Annotated in this window: 11 protein-coding genes; 7 read left to right on the plus strand and 4 right to left on the minus strand. The window is 62.6% G+C overall.

Annotation, left to right across the window (positions count from 1 at the left end; translation table 11 throughout):
* The first annotated feature begins 5 nt into the window (after positions 1 to 5).
* Positions 6 to 1964: a 1-deoxy-D-xylulose-5-phosphate synthase gene (gene dxs / locus AT984_RS03835; protein ID WP_058718981.1), complete on the plus strand. Its 1959-nt coding sequence runs from the start codon at positions 6 to 8 to the stop codon at positions 1962 to 1964.
* Between the two features lie 136 nt (positions 1965 to 2100).
* Positions 2101 to 2898, plus strand: a complete 798-nt coding sequence (gene folE2, locus AT984_RS03840; protein ID WP_058718982.1) for a GTP cyclohydrolase FolE2 — start codon at positions 2101 to 2103, stop codon at positions 2896 to 2898.
* A 151-nt stretch (positions 2899 to 3049) separates the two neighbouring features.
* Here folE2 and AT984_RS03845 read toward each other — a convergent pair whose 3' ends face one another.
* Positions 3050 to 3976, minus strand: coding sequence for a LysR family transcriptional regulator (locus AT984_RS03845; RefSeq protein ID WP_058718983.1), 927 nt, complete (start codon positions 3974 to 3976; stop codon positions 3050 to 3052).
* A 108-nt stretch (positions 3977 to 4084) separates the two neighbouring features.
* Between AT984_RS03845 and lysA the strand changes: the two genes are divergently transcribed.
* From lysA to ahpF, 3 genes are all read left to right on the plus strand, one after another.
* Complete coding sequence (lysA, locus tag AT984_RS03850; RefSeq protein WP_058718984.1) at positions 4085 to 5335, plus strand: diaminopimelate decarboxylase; 1251 nt, start codon at positions 4085 to 4087, stop codon at positions 5333 to 5335.
* 119 nt (positions 5336 to 5454) lie between these two features.
* Complete coding sequence (gene ahpC / locus AT984_RS03855; protein WP_058718985.1) at positions 5455 to 6018, plus strand: alkyl hydroperoxide reductase subunit C; 564 nt, start codon at positions 5455 to 5457, stop codon at positions 6016 to 6018.
* Positions 6019 to 6235: 217 nt separating this feature from the next.
* Positions 6236 to 7789, plus strand: a complete 1554-nt coding sequence (gene ahpF / locus AT984_RS03860; protein ID WP_058718986.1) for an alkyl hydroperoxide reductase subunit F — start codon at positions 6236 to 6238, stop codon at positions 7787 to 7789.
* 4 nt (positions 7790 to 7793) lie between these two features.
* Here the strand turns inward: ahpF and rarD are convergent, their stop codons facing one another.
* Positions 7794 to 8684 (minus strand): EamA family transporter RarD, encoded by an 891-nt coding sequence (gene rarD / locus AT984_RS03865; protein WP_058718987.1) that lies wholly within the window; start codon positions 8682 to 8684, stop codon positions 7794 to 7796.
* A gap of 87 nt (positions 8685 to 8771) precedes the next feature.
* The gene (locus tag AT984_RS03870; RefSeq protein WP_058718988.1) at positions 8772 to 9482 is read right to left on the minus strand and encodes a pseudouridine synthase; all 711 of its coding nucleotides are present in this window, start codon (positions 9480 to 9482) and stop codon (positions 8772 to 8774) included.
* A gap of 209 nt (positions 9483 to 9691) precedes the next feature.
* Between AT984_RS03870 and AT984_RS03875 the strand changes: the two genes are divergently transcribed.
* Positions 9692 to 10087 (plus strand): hypothetical protein, encoded by a 396-nt coding sequence (locus AT984_RS03875; RefSeq protein ID WP_156421880.1) that lies wholly within the window; start codon positions 9692 to 9694, stop codon positions 10085 to 10087.
* Between the two features lie 39 nt (positions 10088 to 10126).
* On the opposite strand, the gene AT984_RS03880 is transcribed toward AT984_RS03875, so the two are convergent.
* Positions 10127 to 10555, minus strand: coding sequence for a YchJ family protein (locus tag AT984_RS03880; RefSeq protein ID WP_082679769.1), 429 nt, complete (start codon positions 10553 to 10555; stop codon positions 10127 to 10129).
* A 45-nt stretch (positions 10556 to 10600) separates the two neighbouring features.
* Here AT984_RS03880 and AT984_RS03885 point away from each other — a divergent pair, with 45 nt between their 5' ends.
* Entirely contained in the window at positions 10601 to 13030 is a 2430-nt protein-coding gene (locus AT984_RS03885) for a UvrD-helicase domain-containing protein (RefSeq protein WP_082679770.1), read from the plus strand.
* Positions 13031 to 13070: the final 40 nt, after the last annotated feature.

Here is a 13070-nt window from a genome sequence, read left to right on the forward strand (position 1 = left end):
CCGCAATGACCTCTAGCTATTCCCTCCTGCAGACGATCAACAGCCCGGCCGATCTGCGCCGCCTGCCGCGCACGGAACTGGTCAAATTGGCCGGCGAGTTGCGCGCCTATGTGCTGGACACGGTGTCACGCTCCAAGGTTGGCGGGCATCTGGGCTCCAATCTGGGTGCGGTGGAATTGACCGTCGCCTTGCACTATGTGTTCAACACGCCGCATGACCGTCTGGTTTGGGATGTGGGTCACCAGACCTATCCGCACAAGGTGTTGACGGGTCGTCGCGATCAAATGTCCACGCTGCGCCAATTGGGCGGCATCAGCGGCTTCCCGCGCCGTGACGAGAGCGAGTACGACACCTTCGGGACCGGGCATTCATCCACCTCCATCTCGGCCGCGCACGGCATGGCCATGGCCGCCAAGATCAAGGGCGAAGACCGCAAGGCGGTGGCCATCATTGGCGATGGATCGATGACGGCCGGCATGGCCTTCGAAGCCCTCAACAATGCCGGTGTGCCGCACGGTGGCTTGATGGGTGACGTGCTGGTGATCCTGAACGACAACGATATGTCGATCAGCCCCCCGGTCGGCGCGCTGAACAAATATCTGGCGCGCTTGATGAGCGGCAGCTTCTATTCGGCCGCCCGCGAGGGCGCCAAGACGGTGTTGAAGAACACCCCGCTGTATGAGTTTGCCCGCCGCTTTGAAGAGCACACCAAGGGCATGGTCGTGCCCGGCACCATTTTTGAAGAATTCGGCTTCAACTATGTCGGCCCCATCGACGGCCATGACCTTGATGCTCTGATTCCCACACTGGAAAACCTGCGCGACAAAAAAGGCCCGCAGTTCCTGCACATCGTGACCAAGAAGGGCCAGGGCTACAAGCTGGCCGAAGCCGATCCGGTCAAGTACCACGCGGCATCGGGCGTGTTTGACCCGGCCGTGGGTTTCGTCAAATCAACGGCGCCGGCCAAGACCACCTTTACCCAGGTCTTCGGCGAGTGGCTGTGCGATATGGCTGAGCAGGACTTGCGCTTGGTCGGCATCACGCCCGCCATGCGTGAAGGTTCGGGCATGGTGGAATTCCACAAGCGTTTCCCGACCCGCTATCACGATGTTGGCATTGCCGAGCAGCATGCGGTGACCTTCGCCGCCGGTCTGGCCTGCGAGGGGCTTAAGCCCGTGGTGGCGATCTATTCCACCTTCTTGCAGCGTGCCTATGACCAGATGCTGCATGACGTGGCGCTGCAGAACCTGCCGGTCGTGTTCGCCTTGGATCGTGCCGGTTTGGTGGGGGCCGACGGCGCCACCCATGCTGGCAATTACGACATCGCCTTCACCCGCTGCATTCCCAATATGGCGGTGCTGACCCCGGCCGATGAGAACGAATGCCGCCAAGCTTTGTTCACTGCTTACCAACATACGGGGCCGGTGACGGTGCGTTACCCGCGCGGCGCAGGAGCCGGTGTGGCGGTCCAAAAAGAAATGCAAGCCCAGCCTTGGGGCAAGGGTGAGATTCGCCGCAGCTCCAGCAAGCCCGCATCTCGAAGTGGCGCCAATGCTGGTCTTTCGCAAAGCAATCCGCGCATCGCCATTCTTGCCTTCGGCACCGTGCTGTATCCCGCCATGGCTGCGGGCGAAAGCCTGGATGCGACGGTGGCGAATATGCGTTTCGTCAAGCCGTTGGATCATGAGTTGGTCGCCGAGTTGGCGCGCACTCACGATGCCCTGGTGACCGTGGAAGAAGGCTGCCTGATGGGTGGCGCTGGTTCTGCCGTGATGGAAAGCCTGGCGGCTGCTGGGCTGAACGTACCGGTCTTGCAACTGGGTCTGCCGGATGAGTTCGTTGAGCATGGCGATGCCGGCGTTCTGATGGCGCAATGCGGCCTGGATGCCGCAGGCATCGAGCAATCCATTCTGAAGCGCTTCGGTGGCCGTCCGGCGCTGGTGCGTCCTGCTGCCAATCAGTAATGATGGCGCTTCTTGCCTGCCTTGCCGCTTGGCGGGTGGCTTAGCTTCCGGGCTTCACGCTGGATGTTTGGGGCGCTAGCAAACTTAGCGCCGCCTTGTTTTTATGCGGCTTTTGGCCGCCGGTCGATAATTACGCATGAACCAAGTTACCAGCGCCCTGCATATTCCCGATACCCAGAGCGAGCGCGACGAGCGCCATTTGATGATCCAACGCGTTGGCGTGAAGGATGTTCGCTACCCTTTGCAAGTTCTGGTGGGCAAGCAAGCCCAGCCGACGGTCGGCACCTGGACCCTGGACGTGGCCCTGCCTGCCGAGAAGAAGGGCACGCATATGTCGCGCTTCGTCGCCTGGCTGGATGCGCTCAAGGCCCCGTTGGAGCCCGCCTCGCTGCGTGAGCTGCATGGCCAGATGCTCAGCAAGCTGGAAGCGCAAGAAGGCCGCATCGAGGTGCGTTTTGCCTTCTTCATCCGCAAGCGTGCGCCGGTGTCTGGCATCGAAAGCTTGTTGGACTATCAAGGCGCCTTGATCTCCGAGACCCGTGCCGGTGTGACCTCCGTGTGGGCTGAGGTGGCCGTGCCGGTGAAGAGCTTGTGCCCTTGCTCCAAAGAAATCTCGGACTACGGCGCGCACAACCAGCGCTCCTTGGTGACCATCCGCGCTGAGATGGCTGAGGCGGCTGCGGTCAGCTGGCAAGAGCTGGTGCGCTTCGCCGAGGAAAGTGCTTCCAGCGAGATCTGGCCGCTGCTCAAGCGCAGCGATGAGAAGTGGATCACTGAACACGCTTACGAGAACCCCAAGTTCGTCGAGGACTTGGTGCGCGATGTCGCCTTGCGCCTGAATGCTGACGCTCGGATTGGCCGCTACACGGTGGATGTGGAGAACTTTGAGTCCATTCACAATCATTCGGCTTATGCGCGCATTGAGCGCGCATAAATTGCGCGTTGCGTAAGCGCCCGAAGGGCGCTTAAACGATCAGGGCAAGGGCTCACATCGAATGGCGATGTGAGCCCTTGTCACAAGTGCTCGACTGAAGCTCGTATTGAGCGTGCCTGATTTCCAGGTTTGACCATAGCAAGCGCCTGAGTCATACCGTCAAGGCGCTTGCCAACTCGGCTTCCACGCTGCTGATCTGTTCGCGCAAGCTGGCCAGCAAGTCCTCCAGCAAGTCTTGCCGGGGGCGAAACTTCGGTGTCAGGGCGTTAACCTGAAAGGGTACCGACACGCTCAGTTGCCGCAGCTGCAGGCCGTCGCCGCGGCAACTCAATGCCGTCAGCGGGTTGACGATGGCCAGGCCTAAGCCGGCCTGAACCATGGCGCAAACGGCAATCGCACTGTGGGTTTCCAGGCGCAGCCGGCGCTGCACGCCCTGGGCGGCAAAGAGGGCATCAAACTGCTGGCGGTAGGGGTCCTCGGCCGACAGGCTGATGAAGTCCTGGCCTTCGAAATCCGCCGGCGTCAAAACCGCCTTGGCCAGCAAGCCATGGCCGGCGGGCAGCACACACAGCTCATCCAGGCTCAAGAGCGGCAGCAACTCGGTGCCGGGCACGGCTTGAGTCTGCTCAGTCAGGCCCAGATCAAAGCGCTGGGCGCTCATCCATTCCTCCAACAGCGGGGACTCCTGCGGCGTGATCGACAGGCGGGCGCTGGCATGGCGGGCAAAGAAACGCCGGCAAGCGCCGGGCAGCAAGGCGTGGCTCAGGGCCGGCAGGCACAGCACTGAAAGCAGGGCTTGGTCAGCGCGACCCAATTGCTGGGCGCGGCTGCTGATGCGGTCCAGGCCTTGGTAGGAACGCTGCACTTCGTCGAAAAGTGCCAGCGCGCGTGCGGTCGGCCGCAAGCGGCCTTGGCCGCGCTCAAACAAGGCATAGCCCAGCAGATATTCCAGGCGCGCCAGTTCCCGGCTCAAGGTGGGTTGCGAGCTGTGCAGCAGGGTGGCGGCGCCGGTCACGCTGCCGGCCGTCATCACGGCGCGGAAGACTTCGATATGCCGGTGGGTGATGGCCAGACTCATGCTGATGTATATCCAATATGAATGACAATTGAAATATAAAGCATTTGAATGAATGGGTTGCCGGCGGCATGATGGTCGTCAACTTAGATCGATCAGCAGGCCAATCCCATGAGCATCCCTACCTCGTTCACTCCCGCCCGTTTGCAGACCTTGGCGCAGCGCTTTGGCACGCCTTTGTGGGTGTACGACGCCGACACCATTCGGGCCCGCGTGGCCGCTTTGTCTGCGTTTGACACCATTCGTTTTGCGCAAAAAGCCTGCTCCAACACCCATGTTCTGCGCCTGCTGCGTGAGCAGGGGGTGAAGGTGGATTCGGTCTCGCGCGGCGAGTTGTTGCGGGCGCTGGCGGCGGGCTTTCGCGCTGGCGGCGGCGTGCATGCGGAAATCGTCTTCACCGCCGATTTGCTGGACCGAGAAACTCTGGCCACGGTGGTCGAGCATCAAGTGCCGGTGAACGCCGGCAGCATCGATATGCTGCATCAGCTGGGCGCGGCCTCGCCCGGCCACGCGGTGTGGCTGCGCATCAATCCCGGCTTTGGCCACGGCCACAGCAATAAGACCAATACCGGCGGCGAGCACAGCAAGCACGGCATCTGGCACAGCGATCTGCCCGCCGCTCTGGCCGCCATCGCCCAGCATCGCTTGCAACTGGTGGGCCTGCATATGCACATTGGCTCGGGCGTGGACTACGGCCATCTTTCCGAAGTCTGTGGCGCCATGGTTGAGTTGGTGCGTCAGGCCCAGGTGGCCGGTCATGATCTGCAAGGCATCTCCGCCGGTGGCGGCTTGTCGATTCCTTATCGCGCGGGTGAGCCGCTCATCGACACCGCCCACTATTTCGGCCTATGGGACGCGGCGCGCAAGCAGGCGGAAGCGTTGTTGGGACATGCCCTGGCGCTGGAGATCGAGCCGGGCCGCTACTTGGTCGCCGAGTCCGGTGTCTTGCTGGCCGAGGTGCGCGCCACCAAGCAGGCCGGCGCCAATCACTTCACCTTGGTCGATGCCGGCTTCAATGAACTGATGCGCCCGGCCATGTATGGCAGCTTCCATGCCATGTCGGTGCTGCCGCAATCGGGGCAGCAAGCTGCGATGCGGCCCACTGTGGTCGCCGGGCCTTTGTGTGAATCGGGCGATGTGTTCACCCAGGGCGAGGGCGGCGTGGTGCAACTGCGCGAGCTGCCTGCCGCACAGGTGGGTGACTTGCTGGTGATCCATGACACCGGCGCTTACGGCGCCTCCATGTCCAGCAACTACAACAGCCGCCCCTTGGCCGCCGAGGTGATGGTGGACGGTGCAACTGAGCGCCTGATTCGGCGCCGCCAAAGCGTGGAAGAACTGCTGGCGCTGGAAGCCCTGTGAGGGACTGATCGAATGACCGCATAGGCTAAGCCAATGGCGGTCATTTGATTAATCAAAACTAAGACCTAGCTGTTCTCGATATGATTCCGTCATCCCTTAACCAAGACGGAAACACAGCCATGTCTTTGATCAATACCCAAGTTCAGCCCTTCAAGGCAACCGCTTTCCACAACGGCAAGTTTGTTGACCTGAGCGAAGCCAGCCTGGCCGGTAAGTGGTCGGTGCTGATTTTCATGCCCGCTGCTTTCACCTTCAACTGCCCTACCGAAGTGGAAGACGCGGCCGACAACTACGCCGAGTTCCAAGCTGCCGGCGCTGAGGTCTACATCGTCACCACCGACACGCATTTCGCGCACAAGGTGTGGCACGAGACTTCGCCCGCTGTGGGCAAGGCCAAGTTCCCCCTGATCGGCGACCCGACGCATCAACTGACCCGCGCTTTCGGTGTGCACATCGAAGAAGCTGGCCTGGCCCTGCGTGGCACCTTCGTGATCAACCCCGAAGGCCAAATCAAGACTGCCGAAGTGCATGACAACGCCATCGCCCGCGACGTCAAGGAAACCCTGCGCAAGCTCAAGGCCGCCCAGTACGTGGCCAAGAACCCCGGCCAGGTTTGCCCCGCCAAGTGGAAGGAAGGCGAAAAGACGCTGACGCCTTCGCTGGATCTGGTCGGCAAAATCTAATGTCCCAAGGGGCAGGCCAGCCGCACGCGGAGATTCGCCGCGCTGTACTGCCCCGCTGGACTTAGTTCCTCAAGATCGCATGACCGATCTCACTGCAAGCCCCAGCGGGCTTGCAGTCACCCCAAGGCTTCTCAAGCCCCGCTGAAAACGTCCATCCCTGTGGGTGTTTTCAGAGTGGCTTTGCTTGGCCACGCCTGAACCCAAGGAGATAAGACGTATGTTGGACGACACCCTGAAGACCCAGCTCAAGGCCTATCTTGAGCGCGTCACCCAGCCGTTTGAAATCAAGGCCTCGTTGAACGAAGGCAGCAGTGCCAGCGAAATGCTGGGCTTGTTGCAAGACATCGCCTCGATGTCCGACAAGATCACGCTGACGACCGACGGGCAAGACGCCCGCAAGCCTTCCTTCAGCCTGCAGCGCAGCGGCAACGACATGAGCCTGCGCTTTGCTGCCATTCCCATGGGCCATGAGTTCACCTCCCTGGTGCTGGCCCTGCTGTGGGTGGGCGGCCACCCGCCCAAGGTTGAGCCCGAAGTGATTGAGCAGATCAAGGCCCTGGACGGCGACTACCGCTTCGAGGTCTATATGTCCCTGAGCTGCCATAACTGCCCGGACGTGGTGCAGGCTTTGGCGCTGATGGCCGTGCTGAACCCGCGCGTGCAAACCGTCATCATCGACGGCGCCCTGTACCAAGACGAAGTTAACGCCCGCGAGATCATGGCCGTGCCTTCGGTCTATCTGAATGGCGAAGTGTTTGGCTCTGGCCGCATGACGGTGGAAGAAATCGTCGCCAAGCTGGACACCGGTGCTGCGGCGCGTGACGCGGCCAAGCTCAGCGCTAAGCCGGCGTTTGATGTGCTGATCGTGGGCGGCGGCCCGGCCGGCGCTGCGGCAGCCGTGTACGCGGCCCGCAAGGGCATTCGCACCGGCGTGGCAGCCGAGCGTTTCGGCGGCCAGGTCAATGACACCTTGGCGATCGAGAACTACATCTCGGTGCTGGAGACCGATGGGCCGAAGTTCGCCGCGGCGCTGGAGTCGCATGTCAAAGCCTACGACGTTGACATCATGAATCTGCAGCGCGCCGAAGCGCTGATCCCCGCGGCCGCGCCCGGCGAGCTGATCGAGGTGAAACTGGCTAACGGCGGCTCACTCAAGAGCAAAACCGTCATCCTCTCTACCGGCGCACGCTGGAGGAATGTCAATGTGCCCGGCGAGGTCGAGTACAAAAACAAGGGCGTGGCCTACTGCCCGCATTGCGACGGCCCGCTGTTCAAGGGCAAGCGCGTGGCTGTGATTGGCGGCGGCAACTCCGGCGTTGAGGCGGCTATCGACCTGGCCGGCATCGTGGCCCATGTCAGCCTGCTGGAATTCGGCGATGCCTTGCGAGCCGATGCGGTGCTGGTCAACAAGCTCAAGAGCCTGCCCAATGTCAGCATCCACACCAGCGCCCAAACGACTGAGTTCACCGGTGCCGAGGGCAAGCTCAATGGCCTGAGCTACACCGACCGCATCAGCGGCGCGGCGCATCACATCGAACTGGAAGGTGTGTTCGTGCAGATCGGCTTGGTGCCCAATACCGAGTGGCTCAAGGGCGTGGTGGAGTTGTCAAAGCACGGCGAGATCATCGTTGACGCCAAGGGTCAGACCTCGCTGCCCGGCGTGTTCGCTGCGGGTGACGTGACCACCGTGCCTTTCAAGCAAATCGTCATTGCCGCTGGTGATGGCGCCAAGGCCGCGCTGGGCGCTTTCGACCACTTGATGCGCAACTAAGCAGCTAAGCGGCGGGGTCAGCGCGGCCACGGGCCTTGCTGACCCACAGCCCTTCGGCGCTGTAGACCAGCAGCGCCGCCCAGATCAGGGCAAAGCCAATCAGGCGGGCCGGCTGCAGGCCTTCGTTGAACAGGAATACGCCCAGCAGGAACTGCAAAGAGGGCGAGATGTACTGCAGCAGGCCCAGTGTGCTCATCGGGATGCGGCGTGCGCCTGCCGCAAACAAGAGCAGCGGCACGGCGGTCAGCGGCCCGGCGAATAGCAGCCAGCCCAGGGTACTGGTATTGCCTTCGGCCAAGGCGCTCTGGCCTTGCCAACTCATCCAGCCTAAGGCCACAGCCGCGATGGGGGCCAGCAGCATGGTTTCCAGCGCCAAGCCCTCCAGCGCGCCTAAGCTGGCTACCTTGCGCATCAGGCCGTAAAAGCCAAAGCTCAGCGCCAGGGTCAATGCCACCCAGGGCATATGGCCGGTCTGCACGGCCAGCCACAGCACACCGGCTGCTGCCAGGCCCACGGCCAGCCACTGCAAGGGCCGAGGCCGTTCGCGCAAGAAGATGAAGCCCAGGGCCACATTGACCAGCGGGTTGATGAAGTAGCCCAGGCTGGCGTCCAGCACATGGTTGTTCTGCACCGCCCACACATAAACCAGCCAGTTGCACGACAGCAGCAGGGCCGATACCGCAAAGCGCCCCAAGAGCTGGCGCGACTTGAGCACCGGCCCCAGCCAGGCCCAGCGCCGCAAGACCAGCAAGATGCCCAGCACAAAGACCAGCGACCACAGCGTGCGGTGCATGATCACTTCGAGCGCGGGCACCTGAGCGATTTGCCGGAAGTACAAGGGGAACAGGCCCCAGGCCAGATAGGCCAGGGCGGCATAGATCACGCCTTGATTCATCGGCGGGGCTTTCTCATGGATTCATGGTGCGGTGACGTCGGCGTGTGCGCAAAAGTTGCCGCCACCGGGTTGGACTGGCACCCATTGTCAGTCATGCTGCCAGTCGCCCATTTGCTGCAGCGTCTGCCACTCCGGCCCCAGCGGTGCTTGCAACTGCATGGCTTGCTGCGTCACCGGATGGGTGAAGGCCAGACTCATCCCGTGCAGCCACAACCTTTGCAGACCTAGGAACTGCGCCGCGGCCCGGTTCAGCGGGCCTTTGCCGTGGGTGGAGTCGCCAATGATGGGGTGGGTCAGATGTTTGAGGTGGCGGCGAATCTGATGTCGGCGCCCGCTCAAAGGGCAGGCCTCCAGCAAGGCGAAGCGGGTGTCGGTAAAACGCGGGTCGGTGCTGAAGGGCCAAGTGACGCGCGCCAGGCGTTGCCAGTCGGTGCGTGACTCCAGCATCTGCTGGCCTTTCGATGGCAGCTCGGGGTCGCGTGCCAGCGGGTGGTCGATCTGGCCTTGCGTCTGGGCCGGCCAGCCGCGCACCAGGGCGCGATAAGTCTTGCGCGCCAAGCCTTGCTCAAAGATCTGCCCCAGGCTGGAGGCCGTTGGCGCGTCCAGTGCGAAGAGCAGCAGGCCCGAGGTGCCTTTGTCCAGCCGATGCGCCGGCCACACCTGCCGGCCCAACTGATCGCGCAAGAGCTGCAGCGCGAACACGCTTTCCTGCGCATCCAGGCCGGTGCGGTGCACCAGCATGCCGGCGGGCTTGTTGATGGCCACGAGGTGCTCGTCGATGTGGATGATTGGCAACATTGAACTTGTGATTTCTTTCCCTGGCTCTTTGCCGGTTTGTGCGGCGCATTGCCCGTGTTTGCACTCTGAGCGGGATGCATCGGCATGGCGACACAAATTGTTACTGACGGTCCCCAAAAAGAGGGGGTGGTGTTGACCCGACCCGGTCGAAAGAATGCTGACACAGACACCGCGCATCATGCCCCGTGTCGCCATCGGAGTAGATCGCCATGCCGCAAGTTTTCCACGTTGGATACCGTTCCCCCCTCGTCACCGCGGTGGCGTGGCTGTTGATGGGCTTGGGGTTGGCGGGTTTGGGGCTGTGCGGCTACTTGCTGGGCTTTTCGCCCGCGGCGCGCAGCTTGGTTGGGCTGATCGGCTTGCCCAGTTTGCTGCTGGTGTCGGTGCTGGCGCTGGCCGGCGGCCAGGGCCTGCTGCGGCGCTTCGAGTGGGGTCGCAAGCTCTGCCTGGGTTTGCTGCTGGCCCTGGTGCCCAGTGTGCCGGCCTTGCCTTGGCTGACCGGCGCCAATATTGCGCTGGCGCTGGTTTGCTTGGGCCTGAGTGCCGGCTTGGTGTGGTTGGCCTACTGCCTCAACACGCGTGGCGTGCGCCAGGAATTTGCCTGAGTCGTCCTCCGCGGATCTGATCGTTTCGGCTCAGCTTCCTCAGCTCAACAAGCCATCGCGGTACAGCCAGACGCCCTCCACGCGCTCAAAGCTGCTGAGCTCCTGCAAGCGATGGGCGCGGCCGCCCAGCTTGCTGCGCGCCACAAACTCCACAAAGGCATGGTCGGCGTCCTGGCCTTGAAAATGCTTTTTCACTTGCAGGCCTAGCCAGCGCAGGCCGGGCTCATTGGGCTGCAAGAGCGCGGGCCGGGTGTCGGGATGCCAGCTGGCGCGCAGATAGTCGAGCAAGTCCAGCGTGTAGGCCGTGTAACGCGAGCGCATCAGGCTTTCGGCATCGGGCGCGGTCAGCCTGCCGCTGGCCGCGAATTCGCTGTGGAAGCGGCCGCAGCAGGCCGAGTAGGGAAGGGTGTGGGGCAAGGTGTGGGGCAGGGCTTTGCCGCAGGGGCAGGGCGTGTTCGGATCTTTCATCGGCTCGCATCATGCCTGAAGGCTTGGGGTCTCTAAAATGCAGGGATGAACCTGCCTCTGCCTGATGACCATTTGTTTGCCGAGGCCGCCGCGCCTTCTTTCGCAGCCGAGCCTGGCGGCCTGCTGAAAAACCTCAACCCCGAACAGCTGGCTGCCGTCACGGCGCCTGCCGAGCCGGTGCTGATCCTGGCCGGGGCGGGCTCGGGCAAGACCCGGGTGCTGACCACCCGCATCGCCTGGCTGCTGCAAACCGGCCAGGCATCGCCCGGCGGCATCATGGCCGTCACCTTCACCAACAAGGCCTCGAAGGAGATGCAGACGCGGCTGAGCACCATGCTGCCCGTCAATGTGCGCGGCATGTGGATCGGCACCTTCCACGGCCTGTGCAACCGCTTCTTGCGTGCGCACTGGAAGTTGGCCGGCCTGCCGCAAGGCTTTCAAATTCTGGATTCCAGCGACACCGTTTCCGCCATCAAGCGCGTGATCAAGGCCATGAAGCTGGATGAAGAGCGCTATGTGGCCAAACAAGTGAGCTGGTTCATCGCCTCGGCCAAGGAAGATGCCCAGCGCCCGCGCGATATTCAGCCGCACGATGAGCAAAGCCGAACCATGGTGGCCATTTACCAGGCTTATGAAGACCAATGCGCGCGTGAAGGCGTGGTGGACTTTGCCGAGCTGATGCTGCGCTCCTACGAGCTGATGCGCGATAACGCCGCCGTGCGCGACCATTACCAGCGCCGCTTCCAACATCTGTTGGTGGACGAGTTCCAAGACACCAACAAGCTGCAATACGCTTGGCTGAAGATGTTCGCGCCGCCAAGCAAGCAGCAAGCCGTGTTCGCGGTGGGCGATGACGATCAAAGCATCTACGCCTTCCGCGGTGCGCGGGTCGGCAATATGGTCGACTTTGAGCGTGAGTACCGAGTCGCCAAGGTCATCAAGCTCGAACACAACTACCGCAGCTTCGGCAATATCCTCGACAGCGCCAACGAGCTGATCAGCCGCAACACCAAGCGCCTGGGCAAGAACCTGCGCACCGAAGCCGGCCCCGGCGAGCCGGTGCGCGTGTACGAGGCGCCCAGCGATTTCGCCGAGGCGCATTGGCTGATCGAAGAGGCTCAGGCCTTGCATCGCCAAGGGCTGTCGCGCAAGGAAATCGCCATCCTCTACCGCAGCAATGCGCAGTCGCGGGTGATCGAGTCGGCGCTGTTCAATGCCAGCATTCCCTATCGTGTTTACGGCGGCTTGCGCTTCTTTGAGCGTGCCGAGGTCAAGCACGCGCTGAGCTATCTGCGCTTGCTGGAGAACCCCAACGACGACACCAGCTTCCTGCGCGTGGTGAACTTCCCGACGCGCGGCATCGGCGCCCGCACGATCGAGTTGCTCCAAGATGCGGCTCGCGCCAGTGGTCGCAGCCTGTATCAAAGCGTGGGCGCGGTGGCCGGCAAGGGCGGTAGCAATCTAATGGGTTTCACCAGCCTGATCGACAGCACCCGCAATCTCACGCAAGGCCTGACCCTGCGCGAGATCATCGAGCAGATCCTGGAAACCAGCGGCCTGGCCGAGTTCTATCGCAATGACAAGGACGGCGCCGAGCGGCTGGAGAACTTGGGTGAATTGGTCAACGCGGCCGAGGCCTTTGTGACCCAGGAAGGCTTTGGCAAAGACGCCGTGGCCTTGCCGGTGGATGAGCTCTCGCCCGGTGCGATCTCGGACGGTTTCCCGCAGGCCGTCGCCCCTGCCAACTTCGCCATGCCGGATGCTGAGACCGGCGAGATCATGTCGCCCCTGGCCGCCTTCCTCACCCACGCCTCGCTGGAAGCTGGCGACAACCAAGCTCAAGCCGGGCAGGACGCGGTGCAACTGATGACGGTGCACTCGGCCAAGGGCTTGGAGTTCGACGCTGTCTTCATCACCGGCTTGGAAGAAGGCCTGTTCCCGCATGAGAACAGCCTGACCGATCACGACGGTGTCGAAGAAGAGCGCCGCCTGATGTATGTGGCCATCACCCGCGCTCGGCAGCGCCTCTACCTGTGCTTCAGCCAGACCCGCATGTTGCACGGCCAGACCCGCTACAACGTCAAGAGCCGCTTCTTTGATGAACTGCCTGAGGCTTCGCTGAAATGGCTGACCCCGCGCAATCAGGGTTTTGGCTCGGGCTATGCCAAAGAGTATCAAGACGCTTGGTCACGCGGCTCGGGTTTGAAGTCGGTGGTGGGCGCAGGGCGCAGCGAAAAGGCGGAGTACGCCCAGCCGCCTGTGCCGCGCAGCATGAAGGCGGCCGCCGCCGAGAAAGTGGCTGCCGAGTTTGGTGGCTTGAAGGTCGGCAAGGGCGTGTTCCACACCAAGTTTGGTGAGGGCGTCTTGATGACGCTGGAAGGCTCGGGCCAGGATGCCCGCGCGCAAGTCAACTTTGGCCGCCACGGCATGAAGTGGCTGGCGCTGTCGGTGGCCAAGCTGACGCCGATTGATTGATTCACTAACTGCTGGTGTGGCCGCAGTGCGCGTGAACTGA

Origin of the sequence: Paucibacter sp. KCTC 42545, assembly GCF_001477625.1 — a bacterium.
Lineage (GTDB): Bacteria > Pseudomonadota > Gammaproteobacteria > Burkholderiales > Burkholderiaceae_C > Paucibacter_A.

Excerpts from the sequence above, each read along its gene's own strand:
- dxs (WP_058718981.1), top strand. The coding sequence starts at position 6 with ATGACCTCTAGCTATTCCCTCCTGCAGACGATCAACAGCCCGGCCGAT.
- folE2 (WP_058718982.1), top strand. The coding sequence starts at position 2,101 with ATGAACCAAGTTACCAGCGCCCTGCATATTCCCGATACCCAGAGCGAG.
- AT984_RS03845 (WP_058718983.1), bottom strand. The coding sequence starts at position 3,976 with ATGAGTCTGGCCATCACCCACCGGCATATCGAAGTCTTCCGCGCCGTG.
- lysA (WP_058718984.1), top strand. The coding sequence starts at position 4,085 with ATGAGCATCCCTACCTCGTTCACTCCCGCCCGTTTGCAGACCTTGGCG.
- ahpC (WP_058718985.1), top strand. The coding sequence starts at position 5,455 with ATGTCTTTGATCAATACCCAAGTTCAGCCCTTCAAGGCAACCGCTTTC.
- ahpF (WP_058718986.1), top strand. The coding sequence starts at position 6,236 with ATGTTGGACGACACCCTGAAGACCCAGCTCAAGGCCTATCTTGAGCGC.
- rarD (WP_058718987.1), bottom strand. The coding sequence starts at position 8,684 with ATGAATCAAGGCGTGATCTATGCCGCCCTGGCCTATCTGGCCTGGGGC.
- AT984_RS03870 (WP_058718988.1), bottom strand. The coding sequence starts at position 9,482 with ATGTTGCCAATCATCCACATCGACGAGCACCTCGTGGCCATCAACAAG.
- AT984_RS03875 (WP_156421880.1), top strand. The coding sequence starts at position 9,692 with ATGCCGCAAGTTTTCCACGTTGGATACCGTTCCCCCCTCGTCACCGCG.
- AT984_RS03880 (WP_082679769.1), bottom strand. The coding sequence starts at position 10,555 with ATGAAAGATCCGAACACGCCCTGCCCCTGCGGCAAAGCCCTGCCCCAC.
- AT984_RS03885 (WP_082679770.1), top strand. The coding sequence starts at position 10,601 with ATGAACCTGCCTCTGCCTGATGACCATTTGTTTGCCGAGGCCGCCGCG.